The following is a 20,091-nucleotide window of genomic DNA, read 5'->3' on the forward strand; positions in this document are numbered from 1 at the left end:
TACGGTAAGCAGGGCGGGGCGGCAATAGTCTTATATCTTATATAAGACATGCGGAACCGCCGCCGGTCCCACTCGTTCCGGAAGCGGGCGGCAAAAGGCCTATCATTGTCTGCGCAACGACTTCGGGAGTATCGAGATGAAGCATCACACCCTTGCCGCCCTCGTGCTGGCCTGTCTCATGCTGGGGGGCTGCGCGGTCCACACCCGCGATGCCTCGGTGGTTGTCGACCCCTACGGGATCGACCGCGGCTTTTGCCCGCCAGGCCAGGCCAAGAAGGGCAACTGCTGAACGGATGGGGCGGCGCGCCCCGGCCGCGCCCGGCGTTCAGGCCATGTCCCCGTCCACGTAGAACCAGCGCCCCTCGCGCCGCACGAAGCGGCTGGTCTCGTGCATCCGGTGCGCGCGTCCGTGCAGGCGGCTGCGCGCCACGAACTCCACCACGGCATGGTCCTCGTCCTGCCGCTCATGGCGCTTGATCGCCAGTCCCAGCCATTTCAGGCCGGGCGGGTTGGGCGCGACCGCCGGTGGGCGGGTGGCCGGATCCCAGGTCTGCAGCAGGTAGTCCAGCTCGTCGAGCACATAGGCGCTGTAGCGCGAGCGCATCAGCGCCTGCGCGTCGGGGGCGGCCAGCCGCTGCGGACCGTGGTGCCAGCGGCCGCAACATGCGCCATAGGCAAGCGCGCTGCCGCAGGGGCAGGGCATGGAGAAGGAAAGGGGCTCGCTGTCCATATTTCAAAATAGGCGTAGTATCCAGTCTTTTAATAACTAGAAGATTGGGCCGACGGCCCGTGTGCCATGCGCCAGCCCGGCCGTGCCGGGGCCGATACCGGCGTGCGCGGCACGAAGGTAGCCCGATGAGCCTGCTGGATCACGTTATCTTTCTGTTGTGCGTTGCCCTGGCCACCGGCGCGCAGACGCTGACCGGCTTTGCCTTCGGCCTGGTGCTGCTGGGCCTGACCAGCGTGCTGGCAATTGCGCCGCTGGTCGAAGTCACCAACGTCATCAGCATATTGGTGCTGGCCAACCTGGCCGCGCTTTTTGCCCGCCGCCGGCCCGTGCTGGCCAAGCCGCAGCTGCTGCCCGCCGTGGCGGCCAGTTTGCTGTGCGTGCCCTTGGGCGTGTGGCTGCTGCACCGTTTCAGCGCCGATGCCGCGATGGCGCTGCAGATGCTGCTGGGCGCGACCATCCTGGGCTGCGCCCTGCTGCTGGGGGCCCGCTCCCGGCCTTTCGCACAGGTCTCGGGGGCCGGGCCCTTCGCGGCGGTGGGCGCGCTCTCGGGCGTGCTCGGTGGCCTGTTTTCGGCCTCCGGCCCGCCCATCGTCTACCTGTTCTATCGCCAGCCCCTGCCGCTGGACACCATCCGCCATTCGCTGGTCGTGCTGTTTGCGGCCAATTCCTTGTGGCGCCTGCTGCTGATGGTCAAGGACGGCGCCTTCACGCTCACCACCGTCTGGATGAGCCTGCAGGCCATTCCGGTGGTGATCGCCACGACCTGGCTGGTACAGCGCTACGGCCCCATCCAGTCGGTGCGCCTGGTCCGGCGCCTGGTCCTGCTGCTGCTGGCGGCGGCCGGCCTGGGGCTGTTGGGCCAGGGCGCGGCCGGCTTCTTGCGCTAGCGCGCCGCGCAAGCCTGTCCGCCCCTAGGCCAGCAGGCCCTGGTATTGCGGGTGCCGCCGCAGGTAGGCGGCGGCATAGGAGCAGGCCGGCACGACCTTCCAGCCCTGGGCCTGGGCCGTGTCCAGCGCCACGCGGGTCAGGTCCGCGGCGATGCCGCGCCCGCCGACCGCGGCGGGCACGCCGGTGTGGGTGATGGTCATCGTCCGCTCGTGCAGCAGGTAGTCGAGCACGCACAGGTGGCCGTCGACTTCGGCCTCGAAGCGGGAGTGTTCGGGATGATGATGGACTTCGGTCGTCATGGAGGACTCCTCAGGCGGGGGCGCTTGCGCCCAGCGCAAGCAGGATCCAGACGGCGATCATCGCCGCCAGGCCGACCCAGCAGCCGCCCCACAGGCCCAACAGCGGCCATTTGACGTCGGTGGGCACGGCCTTGGGATCGACGTGGGCCAGTTGCCGGTTGGCGTGGCCGATCAGCGAGAACTGGCTGTTGGGAAAGGCCAGCCGGAAAAAATAGTCCAGCAGCATGCCCATCTGCAGCGAGCGGGGATAGCGGTGAAAGGGCTGGTGCTGCAGATAGGGATGCTTCATCACCGCGTTGGTGCGATCCAGCTTGAAGAAGTAAAGATAGACGCCGGAGATCAGGAACACGCTCGCGCAGGCGACGAACAGGCTGAAGGCGATGGACAGGGCAGGGTAAAGATAGCTTTGCATGGCGGGAACGGGCGCGCCGGCGGGGCCGGGCACAAAAAGGCGGAAAGACGTAGCTGGCCCTTCTATGCTACCGGAGCGGCGCCTTGCGTGCAGCGGCGGCGGGGCCGGGCGCTTCAGACCACGTACAGGTCGACGTATTCGTGCACCGGCATCGCCTCGAGCACGCGCGCATCCAGCGAGGCCTGCAGGATGCGCTGCTGCTGGCGCTGCGCAAAGCGCCGGGCCAGGTTGGCGCGGAACTTGGCCTGCAGCAGCGGCAGGCCTTCGGCGCGGCGCCGCTTGTGGCCCAGCGGGTATTCGCACACCACTTCCGGCAGCTGGCTGCCGTCGCGCAGATGCACGGTCAGGCCATTGGGGATGGCGCGCCGGTCCGGGTCGTGATAGCTGCGGGTAAAGGCCGGATCCTCCACGCATTCGATCTTGCCGCGCAGCGCGTCGATGCGCGGGTCGCTGGCCGCCTCGTCCTCGTAGTCGGCCGCCGTCAGCCGCCCGAACAGCAGCGCCACCGCCACCATGTACTGCACGCAGTGGTCGCGGTCGGCCGGGTTGTGCAATGGGCCGGTCTTGTCGATGATGCGCAGGCAGGCCTGGTGGGTGCGCAAGGTGATGCGCGCGATGTCCTGGGCGCTCCTGCCGGCCGCGCGCAGGCGCTCGTGCAGCTGCATGGCGCACTCGACCGCCGTCTGCCCGTGGAACTCGGCCGGATAGGAAACCTTGAACAGCACGTTCTCCATCACGTAGCTGCCGTAGGGGCGCTGGAAGACGAAGGGCCTGCCCTTGAACAGCACGTCGTAAAAGCCCCAGGTCCTGGCCGTCAGCGCCGAGGGATAGCCCATTTCTCCCTTGGCGGCCATCAGCGCCAGCCGCACCGCACGGCTGGTGGCATCGCCCGCCGCCCAGCTCTTGCGGCTGCCGGTGTTGGGCGCATGGCGGTAGGTGCGCAGGCTCTGGCCGTCCACCCATGCCAGCGACAGCGCCGCGATGATCTCGTCACGGTCCAGCCCCAGCATGTGCGCCACCACCGCGGTCGAGGCCACCTTGACCAGCACGACGTGATCCAGGCCCACCGCGTTGAAGGCGTTCTCCAGCGCGATGCACCCCTGGATCTCGTGCGCCTTGATCATGGCGGTGAGCACCTGGCGCATGGCCAGGGGCTGCTTGCCGGCAGCCACGGCATTGCGCGAGAGCCAGTCGGCGGTTGCCAGGATGCCGCCCAGGTTGTCCGAGGGGTGGCCCCATTCGGCCGCCAGCCAGGTGTCGTTGAAATCCAGCCAGCGCACCATCGTGCCGATGTTGAAGGCCGCCTGGACCGGATCGAGCTGGAACTGCGTGCCCGGGACCCTGGCCCCGTGCGGCACCACCGTGCCGGGCACGATCGGCCCGAGCAGCTTGGCGCAGGCCGGATACGCCAGCGCTTGCAGGCCGCAGCCCAGGGTATCGATCAGGCAGTGCCGCGCCGTCTCGTAGGCCAGCTCGCTGTCGATCTCGTAGCCGATCACGTAATCGGCGATATCGCACAGCACCTGGTCGGGCGCGGGGCGGGCGGCTGGGCAGGCATGGGCGGACATCGCTGGCTCCTGTGGCGGTGGCCCGCGGCCGGCGCCGCGCCGCGGGCGCGCCCCGTCCCGGGCGGGAAGGGGCGGCGTGCGCAGGGGCTTACCTGCGCTTGTCGAGGGGCACGAACTTCAGGTTCTCCGGACCGGTGTAGTTGGCGGTGGGCCGGATGATCTTGTTGTCGATGCGCTGCTCGATGATGTGGGCCGACCAGCCCGCCGTGCGCGCGATCACGAACAGCGGGGTGAACATCGCGGTGGGCACGCCCATCATGTGGTAGGAGACGGCCGAGAACCAGTCCAGGTTGGGGAACATCTTCTTGGCGTCCCACATCACCGTTTCCAGGCGTTCGGCGATGTCGAACATCTTGGTGTTGCCGGCCGACTTGGAAAGCTTGCGGGCGACCTCCTTGATCACCTTGTTGCGCGGGTCCGAGACGGTATAGACCGGGTGCCCGAAGCCGATGATCACTTCCTTGTTCTCGACGCGGCGGCGGATGTCGGCCTCGGCCTCGTCCGGCGTGTCATAGCGCTTCTGCACCTCGAAGGCGACCTCGTTGGCCCCGCCATGCTTGGGTCCGCGCAGCGCGCCGATCCCGCCTGCGATGGCCGAATACATGTCCGAGCCGGTGCCCGCCACCACGCGGCAGGTGAAGGTCGAGGCGTTGAACTCGTGCTCGGCGTACAGGATCAGCGAGGTATGCATGGCCTTGACCCATTCATCGCTGGGCTTGCTGCCATGCAGCAGGTGCAGGAAATGGCCGCCGATGCTGTCGTCGTCGGTCTGCACGTCGATGACGTGGCCGTTGTGGCTGTAGTGGTACCAGTACAGCAGCGCCGAGCCCAGGTTGGCCATCAGGCGGTCGGCGATGTCGCGCGCGCCCGGAATGTTGTGGTCGTCCTTTTCCGGCAGCACGCAGCCCAGCACGGACACGGCGGTGCGCATCACGTCCATCGGGTGCGACGAGGCCGGCAGGGCCTCGAGCGCGGTCTGCAGGGCCGCGGGCAGCCCGCGCAGGGCGCGCAGGCGCTCCTTGTAGGCCCGCAGTTCGGCGCGCGTGGGCAGCTTGCCGTGCACCAGCAGGTGGGCGATCTCCTCGAACTCGCAGGTGTCTGCCACGTCCAGGATGTCGTAGCCGCGGTAGTGCAGGTCATTGCCGGTGCGTCCGACGGTGCATAGCGCGGTATTGCCCGCCACCACGCCCGAAAGCGCCACCGATTTCTTGGGCTTGAAGCCGGGTTTTTCCGCGGGGGCCGCCTGCTCGGTCTTCTTGCTGTTCTGGGACGTCGCCATGTCTCTTTGCTCCTGTTCCGATGGGGGAATGCGTTTGCGGGTTGTGCTCAGGTCTTGCTCTGGGCGAACAGCGCATCGAGCTTCTGTTCGAAATCGTGATAGCCGATACGGTCGTACAGTTCGTCGCGCGTCTGCATCAGGTCGACCACGTTCTTCTGGTGGCCGTCGCGGCGCACGCTCTGGTAGACCATTTCCGCGGCCTTGTTCATGGCGCGGAAGGCCGACAGCGGATAGAGCACCATCGACACGCCGGCCCCGCGCAGTTCCTCCACCGTGAACAGCGGCGTCTTGCCGAACTCGGTGATGTTGGCCAGCACGGGCACCTTCACCGCATCGACGAAGCGCTGGTAGGTGGGCAGGTCGTAGGCCGCCTCGGCGAAGATCGCATCGGCGCCGGCCTGGACGCAGGCCAGGGCCCGCTCGATGGCGGCGTCCACGCCATGCACGGCGATCGCGTCGGTGCGGGCGATGATGAAGAAATCGCTATCGGTGCGCGCATCCACGGCCGCGCGCACACGGTCGGCCATTTCCTGGGTGCTGACGATTTCCTTGCCGGGCCGGTGGCCGCAGCGCTTGGCCCCGACCTGGTCCTCGATGTGGCAGGCCGCCGCGCCGAACTTGATCAGGCTCTTGACGGTGCGCGCGATGTTGAAGGCCGAAGGGCCGAAGCCGGTGTCGATGTCCACCAGCAGCGGCGTATCGCATACGTCGGTGATGCGGCGCACGTCGGTCAGCACGTCGTCCAGCGTATTGATGCCCAGGTCGGGCAGCCCCAGCGACCCGGCCGCCACGCCGCCGCCGGACAGGTAGATGGCGCGAAAGCCGGCCCGCTTGGCCAGCAGCGCATGGTTGGCGTTGATCGCGCCGATGATCTGCAGCGGCTTTTCCGCAGCCAGCGCGGCGCGGAACAGGGCGCCGGCGGATTCGGGTCGTGACATGGTGGTCTCCGGTATCTAGGTGTACTTAAAAACCCGGCCCTTCGGGCCGCTGCAAGCGGGTATTGCCAAATGCTGGTATTTCAGTCTTACGTCTTACTTAAATACCCCGGCCCGACCGGGGCGCCGCGGAACCGGGCTCCGCCGGTCCGCAGGCGCGCCCCCTGGAGGGGGAAGGCGCACAGCGCCTCGGGGGTGGGCTTTCCTTCCGGTCCGCAGGCGCGCCCCCTGGAGGGGGGAGGCGCGTACGCGCCTCTCGGGGGTTACAGCAAGTCTTTGACCCCGTCGCGCTCCTCGAGCAGCTCCTTGAGGGTGAAGTCCAGGCGCTCGCGCGAGAACGCGTCGATCTCCAGGTCCTTGACGCGGGTGTACTCGCCGTTTTCGGTGGTCACCGGCACGCCGTAGACGATCCCTTCGGGAATGCCGTAGGAGCCGTCCGAGGGCACGCCCATCGTGACCCACTTGCCCTGGCTGCCCAGCACCCAGTCGCGCACGTGGTCGATGGCGGCGTTGGCGGCCGAGGCGGCCGAGGACAGGCCGCGCGCCTCGATGATGGCGGCGCCGCGCTTGCCCACGGTGGGGATGAAGACGTCGCGGTTCCAGGCCTCGTCGTTGACCAGGTCCTTCAGGCTCTTGCCGCCGACGGTGGCAAAGCGGATGTCCGGGTACATGGTGGGCGAGTGGTTGCCCCACACCACCAGCTTCTCGATGTCGGCCACGGCCACGCCGGCCTTGGCGGCCAGCTGCGACAGCGCGCGGTTGTGGTCCAGGCGCAGCATGGCGGTGAAGTTCTTGGCAGGCAGGTCCGGCGCCGACTTCATGGCGATGTAGGCGTTGGTGTTGGCCGGGTTGCCGACCACCAGCACCTTGACGTCGCGGCTGGCGACCTCGTTCAGCGCCTTGCCCTGGGCGGTGAAGATCTGGGCGTTGACCGACAGCAGGTCCTTGCGCTCCATGCCGGGGCCGCGGGGGCGCGCGCCCACCAGCAGGGCCACGTCGGCATCCTTGAAGGCGGTACGCGGATCGCTGTGCGCGGTCACTTCCTGCAGCAGCGGGAAGGCGCAATCGTCCAGCTCCATGATGACGCCCTTGAGCGCCTTCTGGGCCTTCTCGTCGGGAATTTCGAGCAGTTGCAGAATGACCGGCTGGTCCTTGCCCAGCATTTCGCCCGAGGCGATGCGGAACAAGAGGGCGTAACCGATTTGGCCGGCGGCGCCGGTGACGGCTACGCGCATGGCTGGCTTGGACATGAAACGATCTCCGTATTGAGTGAGGGACAGTTGGTTTCTAGGATCCCATCTGCCAGTGTACCGATTTGGCGGGGGCCGCGAGGCGGCCTGGCGCCGCGGCCCCCGGCCGTTGCGGCAGCCGGTGCAAGGGCCGCCCAGCCAAGGGCGGCCCCGGGAAAAGTGCCGGAAATCGTAGAGGAATCCGCGCGGAGCGTCAATTGTCTTATATCTTATATAAGACAAAAGAGTCTGGACCCGCGGCGCGCGCCTGTGCGACAATCGCGCCCAGCCCCGCCGTGCCTGCGTGGCCGGCCCTGCGCACACCACCACCTCATGAGCGATCCGCGTTCCCCTTCCGACAGCCCGTCCCGGCCGTCGCGCCAGCCCGGCGCGGCAGCCGCGTTCAGCCCGCTGTACCGGCAGATCAAGGCCCTGATCGTCGAAAGCCTGGAAAAGGGCGAGTGGCGGCCGGGCGAGGCCATTCCCAGCGAGTTCGACCTGGCGGCGCGCTACCAGGTCAGCCAGGGAACGGTGCGCAAGGCCATCGACGAGCTGGCCGCCGAGCACCTGCTGCTGCGCCGCCAGGGCAAGGGCACTTTCGTGGCCACGCACCTGGAGCCGCGCACCCGCTACCGCTTCCTGCGCCTGGCGCCGGACGACGGCGTCGAAGGCGAGCGGGCCGAAAGCCGCATCATCGATTGCCGCCGCGTGCGGGCCGGCGCCGAGGTGGCCCGGGTGCTGGAGCTGCGCAGCGGCGATGCGGCGGTCAATATCCGCCGCGTGCTCACCTTCGGCGGCGTGCCCACCGTGCTGGACGACATCTGGCTGGCGGGCAGCCTGTTCAAGGGCCTGACCGCCGAGCTGCTGGCCGGCTATCGCGGCCCGCTCTACGGCCTGTTCGAGACCGAGTTCGGCGTGAGCATGGTGCGCGCCGACGAGAAGCTGCGGGCCGTGGCCGCGGGCCAGGAAGCGGCCGCGCTGCTGCAGGCCGAGCCCGGCACGCCGCTGCTGCAGGTCGAACGGGTTTCGTATACCTACGGCAACCGGCCGGTGGAGTGGCGGCGCGGCCAGTATCTGACCGAGCGTTACCACTACCGAAATAGTCTCAATGGATAGGGTTTTGAATTGACAAGGTTTTTTATGTCGATTTGAACCGCTTGCTTACATCGGCGAAAATAGAGCGTTTGCCTATAGTTTTTTTCGATCAGTTTCCCAAGTTTGTTTGAACCGAGGCCGTCCCCATGACCGACTCTGCTGCCAAAGCGCGCCCGCAGTATCGCAATCTCACATTGCCCCAACTCATGAAGTACCGGCTGCCGCTGGCCGGCAAGCTCTCCATCCTGCACCGTATCAGCGGCGCGCTGCTGTTTCTCTGCTTGCCGCTGGTGATCCTGCCGTTGTTCGCCATGAGCGTATCGTCCGAGGCGGGTTTTGCCCAGATGGCCACGGTTTTCGGCAATCCCATCGTCAAGCTGGTCATGCTGGTCCTGATCTGGGGCTACCTGCATCACTTCTGTGCCGGCATCCGCTACCTGGTGCTGGACCTGCACATGGGACTGGACAAGGCGTCCGCGCAGAAAAGCGCCGGCGTGGTGTTCGGCGTCAGCCTGGCGCTGACCCTGGTCTTCGCCCTCAAACTGTTCGGAGCTTGGTAAATGGCAACGCCCAAGAACTACGGCCCGACCCGCCTGGTGGTCGGCGCGCACTACGGCATGAAGGACTTCCTGGTCCAGCGTGTCACGGCCATCATCCTGGCCGTCTACACCCTGGTGCTGGCCATCGGCATCCTGGTCATGCCCGCCTTCACCTATGAGAACTGGCGCGCCCTGTTCACCTTTACCGTTTTCATGCTGCCCGTGGGCCAGATCCTGGCCATGCTGGCCTTCCTGGCACTGGCCTGGCACGCCTGGATCGGCGTGCGCGACATCTGGATGGACTACGTCCGTCCCGTCGGCACCCGCCTGTTCCTGCAAGTCCTGACCGTTCTGTGGCTGGTCGCCTCGATCGTGTATTTCGCGCAAATCCTCTGGAGACTCTAAGCCGTGGTCGCTGTCAAGAAATCTTTGCCCCGCCGCCAGTTCGATGTTGTCGTGGTGGGCGCCGGCGGCGCCGGCATGCGTTGCTCGCTGCAACTGGCCCAGGCCGGGCTCTCCGTGGCGGTGCTCTCCAAGGTGTTCCCCACGCGCTCGCACACCGTCGCCGCCCAGGGCGGCATCGGCGCCTCGCTGGGCAACATGAGCGAAGACAACTGGTACTGGCACATGTACGACACCGTCAAGGGTTCGGACTGGCTGGGCGACCAGGACGCCATCGAGTTCATGTGCCGCGAAGCGCCCAACGCCGTGTATGAGCTCGAGCACTTCGGCATGCCCTTCGACCGCAATGCCAACGGCACGATCTACCAGCGCCCGTTCGGCGGCCATACCGCCAACTTCGGCGAGAAGCCCGTGCAGCGCGCCTGTGCCGCTGCCGACCGTACCGGCCACGCGCTGCTGCACACGCTCTACCAGCGCAACGTGGCGGCCCGCACGCAGTTCTTCGTCGAATGGATGGCGCTGGACCTGCTGCGCAACGATGCCGGCGACGTGCTGGGCGTGACCGCGCTGGAAATGGAAACGGGCGATATCTATATCCTGGAAGCCAAGACCACGGTGCTGGCCACCGGCGGCGCGGGCCGGATCTGGGCCGCTTCGACCAATGCCTTCATCAACACCGGCGACGGCCTGGGCATGGCCGCGCGCGCCGGCCTGGCGCTGCAGGACATGGAGTTCTGGCAGTTCCACCCCACCGGCGTGGCCGGCGCGGGCGTGCTGATCACCGAAGGCGTGCGCGGCGAGGGCGGCATCCTGCTGAACAAGGACGGCGAGCGCTTCATGGAGCGCTATGCGCCCACCCTCAAGGACCTGGCTCCGCGCGATTTCGTGTCCCGCTCCATGGACCAGGAGATCAAGGAAGGCCGCGGCTGCGGTCCGGACGGCAGCTACGTGGTGCTCAAGCTCGATCACCTGGGCGCCGAGACCATCCAGAAGCGCCTGCCCTCGATCCGCGAGATCGCCATCAAGTTCGGCAACGTCGATCCCATCAAGGAGCCCATCCCGGTCGTGCCCACCATCCACTACCAGATGGGCGGCATCCCGGCCAACTACCACGGCCAGGTCGTGCACTGGAAAGACGGCCAGAGCCAGGTCGTCAACGGCCTGTACGCCATCGGCGAATGCGCGGCGGTGTCGGTGCACGGCGCCAACCGCCTGGGCACCAATTCGCTGCTGGACCTGGTGGTCTTTGGCCGCGCCGCGGGCAACCACATCGTCAGCCAGCACCTGGAGCGCCAGCATGCCCACCAGCCGCTGCCGGCCGAGGCGGTGGACTTCTCGCTGGGCCGCGTGGACAAGCTAGAGAACGGCACCGGCACCGAGAAGGTGCAGGACGTGGCCAACGCCATCCGCGTCTCCATGCAGCGTCATTGCGGCGTGTTCCGCACGCTCAAGCTGCTGGAAGAGGGCGTGGGACAGATCGAGGAGCTGGCCCAGCAGGCCCAGCACGTGTCCTTCAAGGACAAGTCCAAGGTCTTCAATACCGCCCGCGTCGAGGCGCTGGAGCTGTCCAACATGACCGAGGTGGCCCGCGCCACCATCCTGTCGGCCTCCAAGCGCACCGAGAGCCGCGGCGCGCATGCGCTGGACGACCATCCCAACCGCGACGACGAGAACTGGCTCAAGCACACCCTCTGGTATTCCGAGGGCAGCCGCCTGGACTACAAGCCCGTCCAGATGAAGCCGCTGACCGTTGATTCCTTCCCGCCCAAGGCGCGGACTTTCTGAGCAGGACGCTGCAATGAGCACCAAACGAATCGTGAAGTTCGAGATCTACCGCTACGACCCGGACAAGGACGAGCGGCCCTACATGCAGAAGCTGGAAGTCGAGCTGCAGCCCACCGACAAGATGCTGCTCGACGCGCTGGTGCGCATCAAGAACGACGTGGACGACAGCCTGGCCCTGCGCCGCTCCTGCCGCGAGGGCGTGTGCGGCTCGGACGCCATGAACATCAACGGGAAGAACGGGCTTGCCTGTACCACTAACCTGCGCGAGCTCAAGGAGCCCATCGTCCTGCGTCCCTTGCCTGGCCTGCCCGTGATCCGCGACCTGATCGTGGACATGACGCACTTCTTCAACCAGTATCACTCGGTCAAGCCCTACCTGATCAACGACGCGCCGCCGCCCGAGAAAGAGCGCCTGCAGTCGCCCGAGGCCCGCGAAGAGCTCGACGGTCTCTACGAGTGCATCCTGTGCGCCTGCTGCTCGACCTCGTGCCCGTCGTTCTGGTGGAACCCCGACAAGTTCGTCGGCCCGGCCGGCCTGCTGCAGGCCTACCGCTTCATCGCCGACAGCCGCGACGAGGCCACTGGCGAGCGCCTGGACAATCTCGAGGATCCGTACCGGCTGTTCCGTTGCCATACGATCATGAACTGCGTCGATGTCTGTCCCAAGGGACTGAACCCGACTCGCGCGATCGGCAAGATCAAGGAACTTCTGGTTCGCCGCGCGGTTTGATGGACAGGGGCCTTTCATGAGCACGCTCTCCGACCTGGATCGCACCCGCCTGCGCTGGCGCGCCCGCCGGGGGCTGCTCGAGAACGACCTGATCATCACGCGTTTTCTTGATGCGCATGAACAGACGTTGACCAACGCAGACGTGGCCGCGCTCACGCAGCTGTTCGAAGAGGGCGACAACGACCTCATGGACCTGCTGCTGGGACGCACCGAGCCCGAAGGCAAGCTGGATACGCCGCCAGTGCGCGACGTGCTCCGCCGCTTGCGCGAGACCTGATTTTTTCGAGAGGAATTTCCATGAAATTGTCCGACAAGAAGGCCGTCCTGAGCTTTTCCGACAACTCCCCTTCCGTGGAGTTTCCGATCTACCAGGGCACGGTCGGTCCGGATGTCATCGACATCCGCAAGTTGTATGGTCAGACGGGCATGTTCACGTTCGACCCGGGCTTCATGTCCACGGCCGCCTGCGAGTCGGGCATCACGTACATCGACGGCGACAAGGGCGAGCTGCTCTATCGCGGCTATCCCATCGAGCAACTGGCGGTCAATTGCGACTTCCTGGACATCTGCTACCTGATCCTGAACGGCGAGCTGCCCAATGCCGAGCAGAAGACCGACTTCGACTCGCAGGTCACCCATCACACGATGGTCAACGAGCAGCTGCATTTCTTCCTGCGGGGCTTTCGCCGCGACGCCCATCCGATGGCCGTGCTGACCGGCCTGGTGGGCGCGCTTTCGGCCTTCTATCACGACTCGACCGACATCACCAATCCGCAGCACCGCCACATCTCGGCGATCCGCCTGATCGCCAAGATGCCCACGCTGGTCGCCATGGCCTACAAGTATTCGCAAGGCCAGCCTTACATCTATCCGCAGAATGACCTGTCCTACACGGGCAACTTCCTGCGCATGATGTTTGCCACGCCTTGCGAGGAATACAAGGTCAACGAAGTGGTCGAGCGCGCGCTGGACCGCATCTTCATCCTGCACGCCGACCACGAGCAGAACGCCTCGACCTCGACTGTGCGCCTGTGCGGCTCCTCGGGCACCAATCCCTTTGCCGCCATCTCGGCCGGCGTGGCCTGCCTGTGGGGCCCGGCCCACGGCGGCGCCAACGAAGCGTGCCTGCAGATGCTCGAAGAGCTGCAGGCCAACGGCGGCGTGGCCAAGGTCGGCGAGTTCATGGAGAAGGTCAAGGACAAGTCCTCGGGCGTGCGCCTGATGGGCTTTGGCCACCGCGTCTACAAGAACTACGACCCGCGCGCCAAGCTCATGCAGGAGACCTGCAAGGAAGTGCTGCAGTCGCTGGGCCTGGAAAACGACCCGCTGTTCAAGCTGGCCATGGAACTGGAGCGCATCGCGCTGGAAGACGACTACTTCGTGCAGCGCAAGCTCTATCCCAACGTCGACTTTTATTCGGGCATCGTGCAGCGCGCCATCGGCATCCCGACCTCGCTGTTCACGGCCATCTTCGCGCTGGCCCGCACGGTGGGCTGGATCGCCCAGTGGAACGAAATGCTGTCCGATCCCGACTACAAGATCGGCCGCCCGCGCCAGTTGTTCACCGGCCACGTGCCGCGTGACGTGCCCAAGCGGTAGGTTGTTCGGCGTTTGAACACGTCCGCCGAGTCCGGTCGGGGCGTCGGGCGATGCCGTCGCCGTGCGGCGCGGTTGCGCCGCGCCTGGCGCCAGAAATCGCCCGCCACCCCGCCCGGCCTCGGCGGACTGCGTAGTCTGGATGTGTTCCGGCGCTGGGGGCGGAGTCGTTCTTGCATTCTTCTGCTGCCCCGGTTGAAAAGAGAAAGACTTTGCAGGGCCGCTCAAGCGGGGCGCGCAGGCGCCCCTTCTTTCGCATTCGACCGCGGAATTTGAGGGGAAGGGGCAGCGGGGCAGGGCCGAAGATTTCAGGGGCGGGCGAGCGCAGATAGCGTGGCGTCGTACCATTGGCCTGAAGCCGTCGCCACCCCGCTCACTCCCCCGCCAGCACCCTCAAATCCCTCGCGCCATCAAGGCCGCGAACAGCGGCAACAGCACGATCAAGTGCGCCTGCACCATCACCCAGCGCCGCGCACGCCGCACGTGGGCGTCGGCCGGCACGAAGCCGGCGTCGCGGCCGGCCTTGCGCCAGCGCAGGTACTGCAGGGTGGGGGGGATGGAGCACAGGCCGATGAGCACGAACAGCGCCATCTTGGCGTGGAACCAGCCGTTGGACATGTAGAAGGCCGTGCCCTTGGGGCCCAGCATCAGCCGCGCCAGGCCGGTGGCCAGGGCGGCGATCGCGCAGGCCAGGTACAGCCTGTCGTAGTTGGCCAGGCGCAGGGCCGTGGCCGCCGCCAGGCCCGGGCGCAGCAGGGTGGCCTGCGCGGCCAGGGCGGTGATGAGCAGGAAGATGGCCAGGTAATGCAGCCAGGCCAGCAGGGCGTCTTGCAGCATGACGGTCTCCGGTCAGGGCGGGCCGGGCCGGCCCGCCGATCGTGCGCCTATTCTAGGGCCGTCTTGCGACAGGAAAATAAAACGCCCCGGCGCGGACCGTCCCGCGGCCGGGCCAAGCCGGCCTGCGGAGACGGCGCCGCGCCGGGGCGCTGGCCCCGGCAAGCGCCGGCGCTGCGGCGCTTAGGCCAGCGGCGCCTGGCCCGCCTCCTGCTGCGCATCGACCACGGCCAGGGCCGTCATGTTGATGATGCGCCGCACGGTGGCCGAGGTGGTCAGGATGTGCACGGGCCGTGCCGCGCCCAGCAGGATCGGCCCCATGGCGATGCCGTGGCTGCCGGTCATCTTCAGCATGTTGTAGGTGATGTTGCCGGTGTCCAGGTTGGGCGTGATCAGCAGGTTGGCGCGCCCCTTGAGCGCGCTGTCCGGATAGGCCGCCAGGCGGATCTGCTCGGACAGGGCCGCGTCGGCGTGCATCTCGCCGTCCACCTCCAGGTCGGGCGCGCGCTCGACCACCAGGCGGCGCGCCTGCGCCATCTTCAGCGAGGATTCGGTCGGGCGGCTGCCGAAGTTCGAGTGCGACAGCAGCGCGATCTTGGGCTCGACGCCGAAGCGGCGCATCTCCTCGGCCGCCTGGATGGTGATGTCGGCGATCTCGGCGGCCGAAGGGTTCTCGTTGACGTGCGTATCGCAGATGAACAGCGTCTGGTCGGGCAGCATCAGCACGTTCATGGCCGCGTAGGTCTGCGCGCCGGGCTTGCGGCCGATGACTTCGTCCACGTACTTGAGCTGGTTGTCGTAGCGGCTGGCCACCCCGCACAGCAGCGCATCGCCGTCGCCGCGCTGCAGCAGCATCACGCCGATCAGCGTGTTGTGCTTGCGCACCATGGCCTTGGCGATGTTGGGCGTGACGCCCTGGCGGCCCTTGAGCTTGTAGTAGGCGTTCCAGGTTTCGTTGTAGCGGCTGTCGTCCTCGGGATCGACGATCTCGATGTTGCGGCCGGCCTCCAGGCGCAGGCCGTACTTCTTGATGCGCATGCCGATCACGGCCGGCCGGCCGATGAGGATGGGGTGAGCCAGCTTTTCGTCGACCACGGTCTGCACCGCGCGCAGCACGCGCTCGTCCTCGCCGTCGGCATAGATGACGCGCTTGGGCGCCTGCTGCGCCTGCTTGAACAGCGGGCGCATCAGCTGGCCCGAGTGATAGACGAAGGCGCCGAGCTGGTGGCGGTAGGCGTCCATGTCCTCGATGGGACGCGTGGCCACGCCCGAGTCGGCCGCGGCCTGCGCCACGGCCGGTGCGATCTTGACGATCAGGCGCGGGTCGAAGGGCTTGGGAATGATGTAGTCCGGGCCGAAGCTCAGCTCCTGGCCGGCATAGGCGCGCGCGACTTCGTCGTTCTGCTCGGCCTCGGCCAGCTCGGCGATGGCGTAGACGCAGGCCAGCTTCATTTCCTCGGTGATGCGGGTGGCGCCGGCATCCATGGCCCCGCGGAAAATGAAGGGAAAGCACAGCACGTTGTTGACCTGGTTCGGATAGTCCGAGCGGCCGGTGGCGATGATGCAGTCCGGGCGCGCGGCCTTGGCGACCTCGGGCCGGATCTCGGGCTCGGGATTGGCCAGGGCCAGGATGAGCGGCTGGCGCGCCATGGTCTTGACCATTTCGCCGGTCAGCACGCCGGCGGTCGAGCAGCCCAGGAAGACGTCGCAGTCGACCATGATGTCGGCCAGCGTACGGGCGGACGTGGCCTGCGCATAGCGCTTCTTGTTGGGCTCCATGTTTTCTTCGCGGCCTTCCCAGATCACGCCGCGCGAGTCGGTCACGTAGATGTTCTCGCGCTTGATCCCCAGGTGCACCAGCAGGTCCAGGCAGGCGATGGCCGCCGCGCCGGCGCCCGAGCACACCAGCTTGACCTGCCCGATGTCCTTGCCTACCACCTTCAGGCCATTGAGGATGGCGGCCGAGGAGATGATGGCCGTGCCGTGCTGGTCGTCGTGAAAGACCGGGATCTTCATGCGCTCGCGCAGCTTCTTCTCGATGTAGAAGCACTCGGGCGCCTTGATGTCCTCCAGGTTGACCCCGCCCAGCGTGGGCTCCAGGGCGGCGATGATGTCCACCAGCTTGTCCGGGTCGGTCTCGGCCAGCTCGATGTCGAACACGTCGATGCCGGCGAATTTCTTGAACAGGCAACCCTTGCCTTCCATCACCGGCTTGGCCGCCAGGGGGCCGATGTTGCCCAGCCCGAGCACGGCGGTGCCGTTGGTGATCACGCCCACCAGGTTCGCGCGCGAGGTGTACTTGGCCGCCGCGGCCTCGCCTTCGCCGTGGATGGCCATGCAGGCAATCGCCACGCCGGGCGAATAGGCCAGCGAAAGATCGTCCTGGTTGGCCAGCGGCTTGGTGGGGGTGACGGAAATCTTGCCGGGGGTGGGATAGGCGTGGTAGTCCAGCGCCAGTTTGGTGAGTTTGTCGTCCATTGCTCTGCGGAAAGCTGCCCGTTGTTGCGAAAAGAAGAAGGGGCCGGCGGGGTGGGGGCCTGCGAAGGCCGCGCGGGGGTGGCCCGGCGGCCGAACCGTTCATTTGACCAGAAAATGCGCGCTTGCCGGGCAATGTCTTGTGCTGCGCAGCAGCATGGCGTGGCCAGGAGAGAAGACGGATCGGGCAGCACGCGGGAAAAAGCGCTGGGTGCGGGGAAGTTGGCAGGCGGCGTGGCGCGGGAGCTTTTTTCTGGGCGGGGCCGGCACGCCCCGGAGGTTGGCGTTATACTGCCAGGATAGGCTATCAAGGCTTGTAAAGCGCCTTCTGCCCCGCTATCCGCTTAACGGTTGGACCGTGTCGCGGAAGGTTTTCCTGCATCGTAAACGGGTGAAGCACCCGGATAGGTGAAGCGTCATATGTCATCGGAAAAAGAAAGTTTATCCAACTCTTATTTGTTTGGCGGCAACGCCCCCTACGTAGAGGAACTCTACGAGGCGTATCTCGACAATCCCGGCTCGGTTCCTGAGAACTGGCGCGAGTATTTCGACCAGCTGCAGCATCAACCGGCCGCCGATGGCCAGGAATCCACCCGCGACCAGGCGCACGCCCCCATCGTCCAGTCCTTCGCGCAGCGCGCCCGCGCCAACGCCTTCGCGGCGCGCAAGGCCGAGCCGGACCTGTCCGTGGCCAGCAAGCAGGTGGTCGTCCAGACGCTGATCGCCGCATACCGTTCGCTGGGCTCGCGCTGGGCCGACCTCGATCCGCTCAAGCGCCAGGACCGTCCGCCCATCCCCGAGCTGGACCCGTCCTTCTACGGCCTGACCGAAGCCGACCTGGACCAGGTCTACGCGGCGACCAACACCTACTTCACCACCGCCACCTCGATGACGCTGCGCGACATCCTGAAGGCGCTGCGTGACACCTATTGCCGCTCGGTGGGCGCCGAGTTCATGTACATCTCCGATCCGGCCGCCAAGCGCTGGATCCAGGAGCGCCTGGAAACCCGCCTGGCCACGCCCGAGTTCACGCCCGAGCAAAAGCGCCACATCCTGCAGCAGCTGACCGAGGCCGAAGGCCTGGAGCGCTACCTGCACACCAAGTACGTCGGCCAGAAGCGCTTCTCGCTCGAAGGCGGCGAGAGCTTCATCGCCGCGATGGACGAGCTGGTCAACCATGCCGGCGAAACCGGCGTGCAGGAGATCGTGGTCGGCATGGCCCACCGCGGCCGCCTGAACATGCTGGTCAACATCATGGGCAAGATGCCCGGCGACCTCTTTGCCGAGTTCGAAGGCAAGCATGCCGAAGGCCTGACCGACGGCGACGTCAAGTACCACAACGGCTTTTCCAGCGACGTTTCCACGCGCGGCGGCCCCGTGCACCTGTCGCTGGCCTTCAACCCCTCGCACCTGGAAATCGTCAACCCGGTGGTCGAGGGCAGCGTGCGCGCGCGCCAGGAGCGCCGCGCCGACAAGGAAGGCTCGCAGGTGCTGCCGGTGCTGGTGCACGGCGATGCGGCCTTCGCCGGCCAGGGCGTGGTGATGGAAACGCTGAACCTGGCGCAGACCCGCGGCTACGGCACGGGCGGCACGGTCCACATCGTCATCAACAACCAGATCGGCTTCACCACCTCCGACCCGCGCGATTCCCGGTCCACGCTGTACTGCACCGACGTGGTCAAGATGATCGAGGCCCCGGTGTTTCACGTCAACGGCGACGATCCCGAAGCGGTGGTGTTCGTCACCCAGCTGGCGCTGGACTACCGCCGCACCTTCCATCACGACGTGGTGGTGGACATCGTCTGCTTCCGCAAGCTGGGCCACAACGAGCAGGACACCCCCTCGCTGACGCAGCCGCTGATGTACAAGCGCATCGGCCACCACCCCGGCACCCGCAAGCTGTACGCCGATCGCCTGCTGGCGCAAGGCGTGCTGGCCGAGGGCGATGCCGAGCAGATGGTCAAGGACTACCGCCAGCTCATGGACGACGGCCAGCGCACCGTCGAGCCGGTGCTCACCGACTACAAGAGCAAGTACGCCATCGACTGGTCGCCCTTCCTGGGCGCCAAGTGGACCGACCAGGCCGACACGGCCGTACCGCTGGCCGAGCTCAAGCGCATCGGCGAGCGCATCACCACCGTGCCCGATGGCTTTACCGTGCATCCGCTGGTGGCCAAGCTGCTGAACGACCGCCGCAACATGGCCAAGGGCGAGCTGAACCTGGACTGGGGCATGGGCGAGCACCTGGCCTTCGCCACGCTGGTGGCTTCGGGCTATGCCGTGCGCATCACCGGCCAGGATTCGGGCCGCGGCACCTTCACCCACCGCCACGCCGTGCTGCACGACCAGAACCGCGAGCGCTGGAACGACGGTACCTACGTGCCGCTGCAGAACGTCTCCGAAGGCCAGGCGCCTTTCGTGGTGATCGACTCGGTGCTGTCCGAAGAGGCCGTGCTGGCCTTCGAATACGGCTATTCCTCGGCCGAGCCCAACACGCTGACCATCTGGGAAGCGCAGTTCGGCGACTTCGTCAACGGCGCGCAGGTCGTGATCGACCAGTTCATCGTCTCGGGCGAAGCCAAGTGGGGCCGCCAGTCCGGCCTGACCATGATGCTGCCCCACGGCTACGAAGGGCAGGGCCCCGAGCACTCCTCGGCGCGTATCGAGCGCTTCCTGCAGCTGTGCGCGGACAACAACATCCAGGCCGTGCAGCCGACCACCGCCGCGCAGATCTTCCACCTGCTGCGCCGCCAGATGATCCGGCCCTTCCGCAAGCCGCTGGTCATCTTCACGCCCAAGTCGCTGCTGCGCAACAAGGACGCCGGCTCGCCGCTGTCGGACCTGGCCGGCGGCAGCTTCCGGCCGGTCATCGGCGAGGTCGACGACGCCATCAAGGACGAAGCCGTCAAGCGCGTGCTGGTGTGCTCGGGCAAGGTGTACTACGACCTGGTCAACGCCCGCCGCGAGCGCGGAGCCGGCGACGTGGCGATCATCCGCGTCGAGCAGCTCTATCCCTTCGCGCACAAGACCTTCGAAGCCGAGCTGGGCAAGTACACCAAGGCCACCGAAGTGGTGTGGGTGCAGGACGAGCCGCAGAACCAGGGCCCCTGGTTCTATATCCAGCATCACCTGTGGGAGAACATGAGCTCGGGACAGAAGCTGGGCTACGCGGGACGCCCCGCGTCGGCTTCGCCGGCCGTGGGCTACCTTGCCAAGCACCAGGAGCAGCAGAAGGCGCTCATCGAGCAGGCCTTCGGCAAGTTCAAGGGCTATTCGGTCACCAAGTAAGGCAGTC

The 20,091-nt window shown here is 66.7% G+C and carries 19 protein-coding genes; 10 read left to right on the forward strand and 9 right to left on the reverse strand.

Annotation, left to right across the window (positions count from 1 at the left end; translation table 11 throughout):
* Positions 1 to 136 precede the first annotated feature (136 nt).
* Positions 137 to 289, forward strand: coding sequence for a hypothetical protein (locus tag V8Z80_RS05780; protein ID WP_336061334.1), 153 nt, complete (start codon positions 137 to 139; stop codon positions 287 to 289).
* A gap of 36 nt (positions 290 to 325) precedes the next feature.
* On the opposite strand, the gene V8Z80_RS05785 is transcribed toward V8Z80_RS05780, so the two are convergent.
* Entirely contained in the window at positions 326 to 730 is a 405-nt protein-coding gene (locus V8Z80_RS05785; protein ID WP_155195585.1) for a YchJ family protein, read from the reverse strand.
* 125 nt (positions 731 to 855) lie between these two features.
* Here V8Z80_RS05785 and V8Z80_RS05790 point away from each other — a divergent pair, with 125 nt between their 5' ends.
* Positions 856 to 1,617 (forward strand): TSUP family transporter, encoded by a 762-nt coding sequence (locus V8Z80_RS05790; protein WP_155195584.1) that lies wholly within the window; start codon positions 856 to 858, stop codon positions 1,615 to 1,617.
* Positions 1,618 to 1,641: 24 nt separating this feature from the next.
* Here the strand turns inward: V8Z80_RS05790 and V8Z80_RS05795 are convergent, their stop codons facing one another.
* The 6 genes from V8Z80_RS05795 to V8Z80_RS05820 all read right to left on the reverse strand — a co-directional run bounded on the left by V8Z80_RS05795 (position 1,642) and on the right by V8Z80_RS05820 (position 7,361).
* Entirely contained in the window at positions 1,642 to 1,917 is a 276-nt protein-coding gene (locus tag V8Z80_RS05795) for a GNAT family N-acetyltransferase (protein WP_155195583.1), read from the reverse strand.
* A 10-nt stretch (positions 1,918 to 1,927) separates the two neighbouring features.
* Positions 1,928 to 2,329 carry a hypothetical protein gene (locus V8Z80_RS05800; protein ID WP_155195582.1) on the reverse strand — a complete coding sequence of 134 codons (402 nt, stop codon included), beginning with the start codon at positions 2,327 to 2,329 and terminating at the stop codon, positions 1,928 to 1,930.
* Positions 2,330 to 2,442: 113 nt separating this feature from the next.
* The gene (locus tag V8Z80_RS05805) at positions 2,443 to 3,897 is read right to left on the reverse strand and encodes a bifunctional 2-methylcitrate dehydratase/aconitate hydratase (RefSeq protein ID WP_336061335.1); all 1,455 of its coding nucleotides are present in this window, start codon (positions 3,895 to 3,897) and stop codon (positions 2,443 to 2,445) included.
* 88 nt (positions 3,898 to 3,985) lie between these two features.
* On the reverse strand, positions 3,986 to 5,176 hold the full coding sequence (gene prpC / locus V8Z80_RS05810) for a bifunctional 2-methylcitrate synthase/citrate synthase (RefSeq protein ID WP_336061336.1): 1,191 nt from the start codon (positions 5,174 to 5,176) through the stop codon (positions 3,986 to 3,988).
* 47 nt (positions 5,177 to 5,223) lie between these two features.
* Complete coding sequence (prpB, locus tag V8Z80_RS05815; protein ID WP_155197276.1) at positions 5,224 to 6,114, reverse strand: methylisocitrate lyase; 891 nt, start codon at positions 6,112 to 6,114, stop codon at positions 5,224 to 5,226.
* Between the two features lie 260 nt (positions 6,115 to 6,374).
* Positions 6,375 to 7,361: a malate dehydrogenase gene (locus V8Z80_RS05820; RefSeq protein WP_155197275.1), complete on the reverse strand. Its 987-nt coding sequence runs from the start codon at positions 7,359 to 7,361 to the stop codon at positions 6,375 to 6,377.
* A 312-nt stretch (positions 7,362 to 7,673) separates the two neighbouring features.
* Between V8Z80_RS05820 and V8Z80_RS05825 the strand changes: the two genes are divergently transcribed.
* The 7 genes from V8Z80_RS05825 (at position 7,674) to gltA (ending at position 13,490) form a co-directional block, all read left to right on the forward strand.
* The gene (locus tag V8Z80_RS05825) at positions 7,674 to 8,456 is read left to right on the forward strand and encodes a GntR family transcriptional regulator (RefSeq protein WP_155197274.1); all 783 of its coding nucleotides are present in this window, start codon (positions 7,674 to 7,676) and stop codon (positions 8,454 to 8,456) included.
* 125 nt (positions 8,457 to 8,581) lie between these two features.
* Positions 8,582 to 8,995, forward strand: coding sequence for a succinate dehydrogenase, cytochrome b556 subunit (gene sdhC, locus V8Z80_RS05830; protein WP_336061337.1), 414 nt, complete (start codon positions 8,582 to 8,584; stop codon positions 8,993 to 8,995).
* Positions 8,996 to 9,379, forward strand: a complete 384-nt coding sequence (sdhD, locus tag V8Z80_RS05835) for a succinate dehydrogenase, hydrophobic membrane anchor protein (protein WP_155197272.1) — start codon at positions 8,996 to 8,998, stop codon at positions 9,377 to 9,379.
* A gap of 3 nt (positions 9,380 to 9,382) precedes the next feature.
* Positions 9,383 to 11,161, forward strand: coding sequence for a succinate dehydrogenase flavoprotein subunit (sdhA, locus tag V8Z80_RS05840; RefSeq protein WP_336061338.1), 1,779 nt, complete (start codon positions 9,383 to 9,385; stop codon positions 11,159 to 11,161).
* Positions 11,162 to 11,174: 13 nt separating this feature from the next.
* Positions 11,175 to 11,891, forward strand: a complete 717-nt coding sequence (locus V8Z80_RS05845; RefSeq protein WP_336061339.1) for a succinate dehydrogenase iron-sulfur subunit — start codon at positions 11,175 to 11,177, stop codon at positions 11,889 to 11,891.
* A gap of 16 nt (positions 11,892 to 11,907) precedes the next feature.
* A complete protein-coding gene (locus V8Z80_RS05850; protein ID WP_155197512.1) occupies positions 11,908 to 12,168 on the forward strand; it encodes a succinate dehydrogenase assembly factor 2 in 261 nt (86 codons plus the stop codon).
* Positions 12,169 to 12,188: 20 nt separating this feature from the next.
* Positions 12,189 to 13,490, forward strand: coding sequence for a citrate synthase (gltA, locus tag V8Z80_RS05855; protein WP_336061340.1), 1,302 nt, complete (start codon positions 12,189 to 12,191; stop codon positions 13,488 to 13,490).
* A gap of 390 nt (positions 13,491 to 13,880) precedes the next feature.
* Here gltA and V8Z80_RS05860 read toward each other — a convergent pair whose 3' ends face one another.
* Together V8Z80_RS05860 and V8Z80_RS05865 are read right to left on the reverse strand one after the other, a co-directional pair.
* The gene (locus tag V8Z80_RS05860; RefSeq protein ID WP_155195408.1) at positions 13,881 to 14,324 is read right to left on the reverse strand and encodes a DUF2214 family protein; all 444 of its coding nucleotides are present in this window, start codon (positions 14,322 to 14,324) and stop codon (positions 13,881 to 13,883) included.
* Positions 14,325 to 14,504: 180 nt separating this feature from the next.
* Positions 14,505 to 16,799, reverse strand: a complete 2,295-nt coding sequence (locus V8Z80_RS05865; RefSeq protein ID WP_155195407.1) for an NADP-dependent malic enzyme — start codon at positions 16,797 to 16,799, stop codon at positions 14,505 to 14,507.
* Between the two features lie 417 nt (positions 16,800 to 17,216).
* Between V8Z80_RS05865 and V8Z80_RS05870 the strand changes: the two genes are divergently transcribed.
* Positions 17,217 to 20,084: a 2-oxoglutarate dehydrogenase E1 component gene (locus tag V8Z80_RS05870; protein WP_155195406.1), complete on the forward strand. Its 2,868-nt coding sequence runs from the start codon at positions 17,217 to 17,219 to the stop codon at positions 20,082 to 20,084.
* The last annotated feature ends 7 nt before the right edge of the window (positions 20,085 to 20,091 follow it).

Origin of the sequence: Orrella sp. JC864 (assembly GCF_037026685.1) — a bacterium.
GTDB lineage: Bacteria > Pseudomonadota > Gammaproteobacteria > Burkholderiales > Burkholderiaceae_B > Orrella.

Coding starts and splice junctions, on each gene's coding strand:
- sdhC (WP_336061337.1), top strand. CDS start 8,582: ATGACCGACTCTGCTGCCAAAGCGCGCCCGCAGTATCGCAATCTCACA.
- V8Z80_RS05805 (WP_336061335.1), bottom strand. CDS start 3,897: ATGTCCGCCCATGCCTGCCCAGCCGCCCGCCCCGCGCCCGACCAGGTG.
- V8Z80_RS05860 (WP_155195408.1), bottom strand. CDS start 14,324: ATGCTGCAAGACGCCCTGCTGGCCTGGCTGCATTACCTGGCCATCTTC.
- sdhD (WP_155197272.1), top strand. CDS start 8,996: ATGGCAACGCCCAAGAACTACGGCCCGACCCGCCTGGTGGTCGGCGCG.
- V8Z80_RS05795 (WP_155195583.1), bottom strand. CDS start 1,917: ATGACGACCGAAGTCCATCATCATCCCGAACACTCCCGCTTCGAGGCC.
- V8Z80_RS05780 (WP_336061334.1), top strand. CDS start 137: ATGAAGCATCACACCCTTGCCGCCCTCGTGCTGGCCTGTCTCATGCTG.
- V8Z80_RS05850 (WP_155197512.1), top strand. CDS start 11,908: ATGAGCACGCTCTCCGACCTGGATCGCACCCGCCTGCGCTGGCGCGCC.
- V8Z80_RS05825 (WP_155197274.1), top strand. CDS start 7,674: ATGAGCGATCCGCGTTCCCCTTCCGACAGCCCGTCCCGGCCGTCGCGC.
- V8Z80_RS05870 (WP_155195406.1), top strand. CDS start 17,217: ATGTCATCGGAAAAAGAAAGTTTATCCAACTCTTATTTGTTTGGCGGC.
- V8Z80_RS05800 (WP_155195582.1), bottom strand. CDS start 2,329: ATGCAAAGCTATCTTTACCCTGCCCTGTCCATCGCCTTCAGCCTGTTC.
- prpB (WP_155197276.1), bottom strand. CDS start 6,114: ATGTCACGACCCGAATCCGCCGGCGCCCTGTTCCGCGCCGCGCTGGCT.
- V8Z80_RS05785 (WP_155195585.1), bottom strand. CDS start 730: ATGGACAGCGAGCCCCTTTCCTTCTCCATGCCCTGCCCCTGCGGCAGC.
- V8Z80_RS05865 (WP_155195407.1), bottom strand. CDS start 16,799: ATGGACGACAAACTCACCAAACTGGCGCTGGACTACCACGCCTATCCC.
- gltA (WP_336061340.1), top strand. CDS start 12,189: ATGAAATTGTCCGACAAGAAGGCCGTCCTGAGCTTTTCCGACAACTCC.
- V8Z80_RS05790 (WP_155195584.1), top strand. CDS start 856: ATGAGCCTGCTGGATCACGTTATCTTTCTGTTGTGCGTTGCCCTGGCC.
- V8Z80_RS05845 (WP_336061339.1), top strand. CDS start 11,175: ATGAGCACCAAACGAATCGTGAAGTTCGAGATCTACCGCTACGACCCG.
- V8Z80_RS05820 (WP_155197275.1), bottom strand. CDS start 7,361: ATGTCCAAGCCAGCCATGCGCGTAGCCGTCACCGGCGCCGCCGGCCAA.
- prpC (WP_336061336.1), bottom strand. CDS start 5,176: ATGGCGACGTCCCAGAACAGCAAGAAGACCGAGCAGGCGGCCCCCGCG.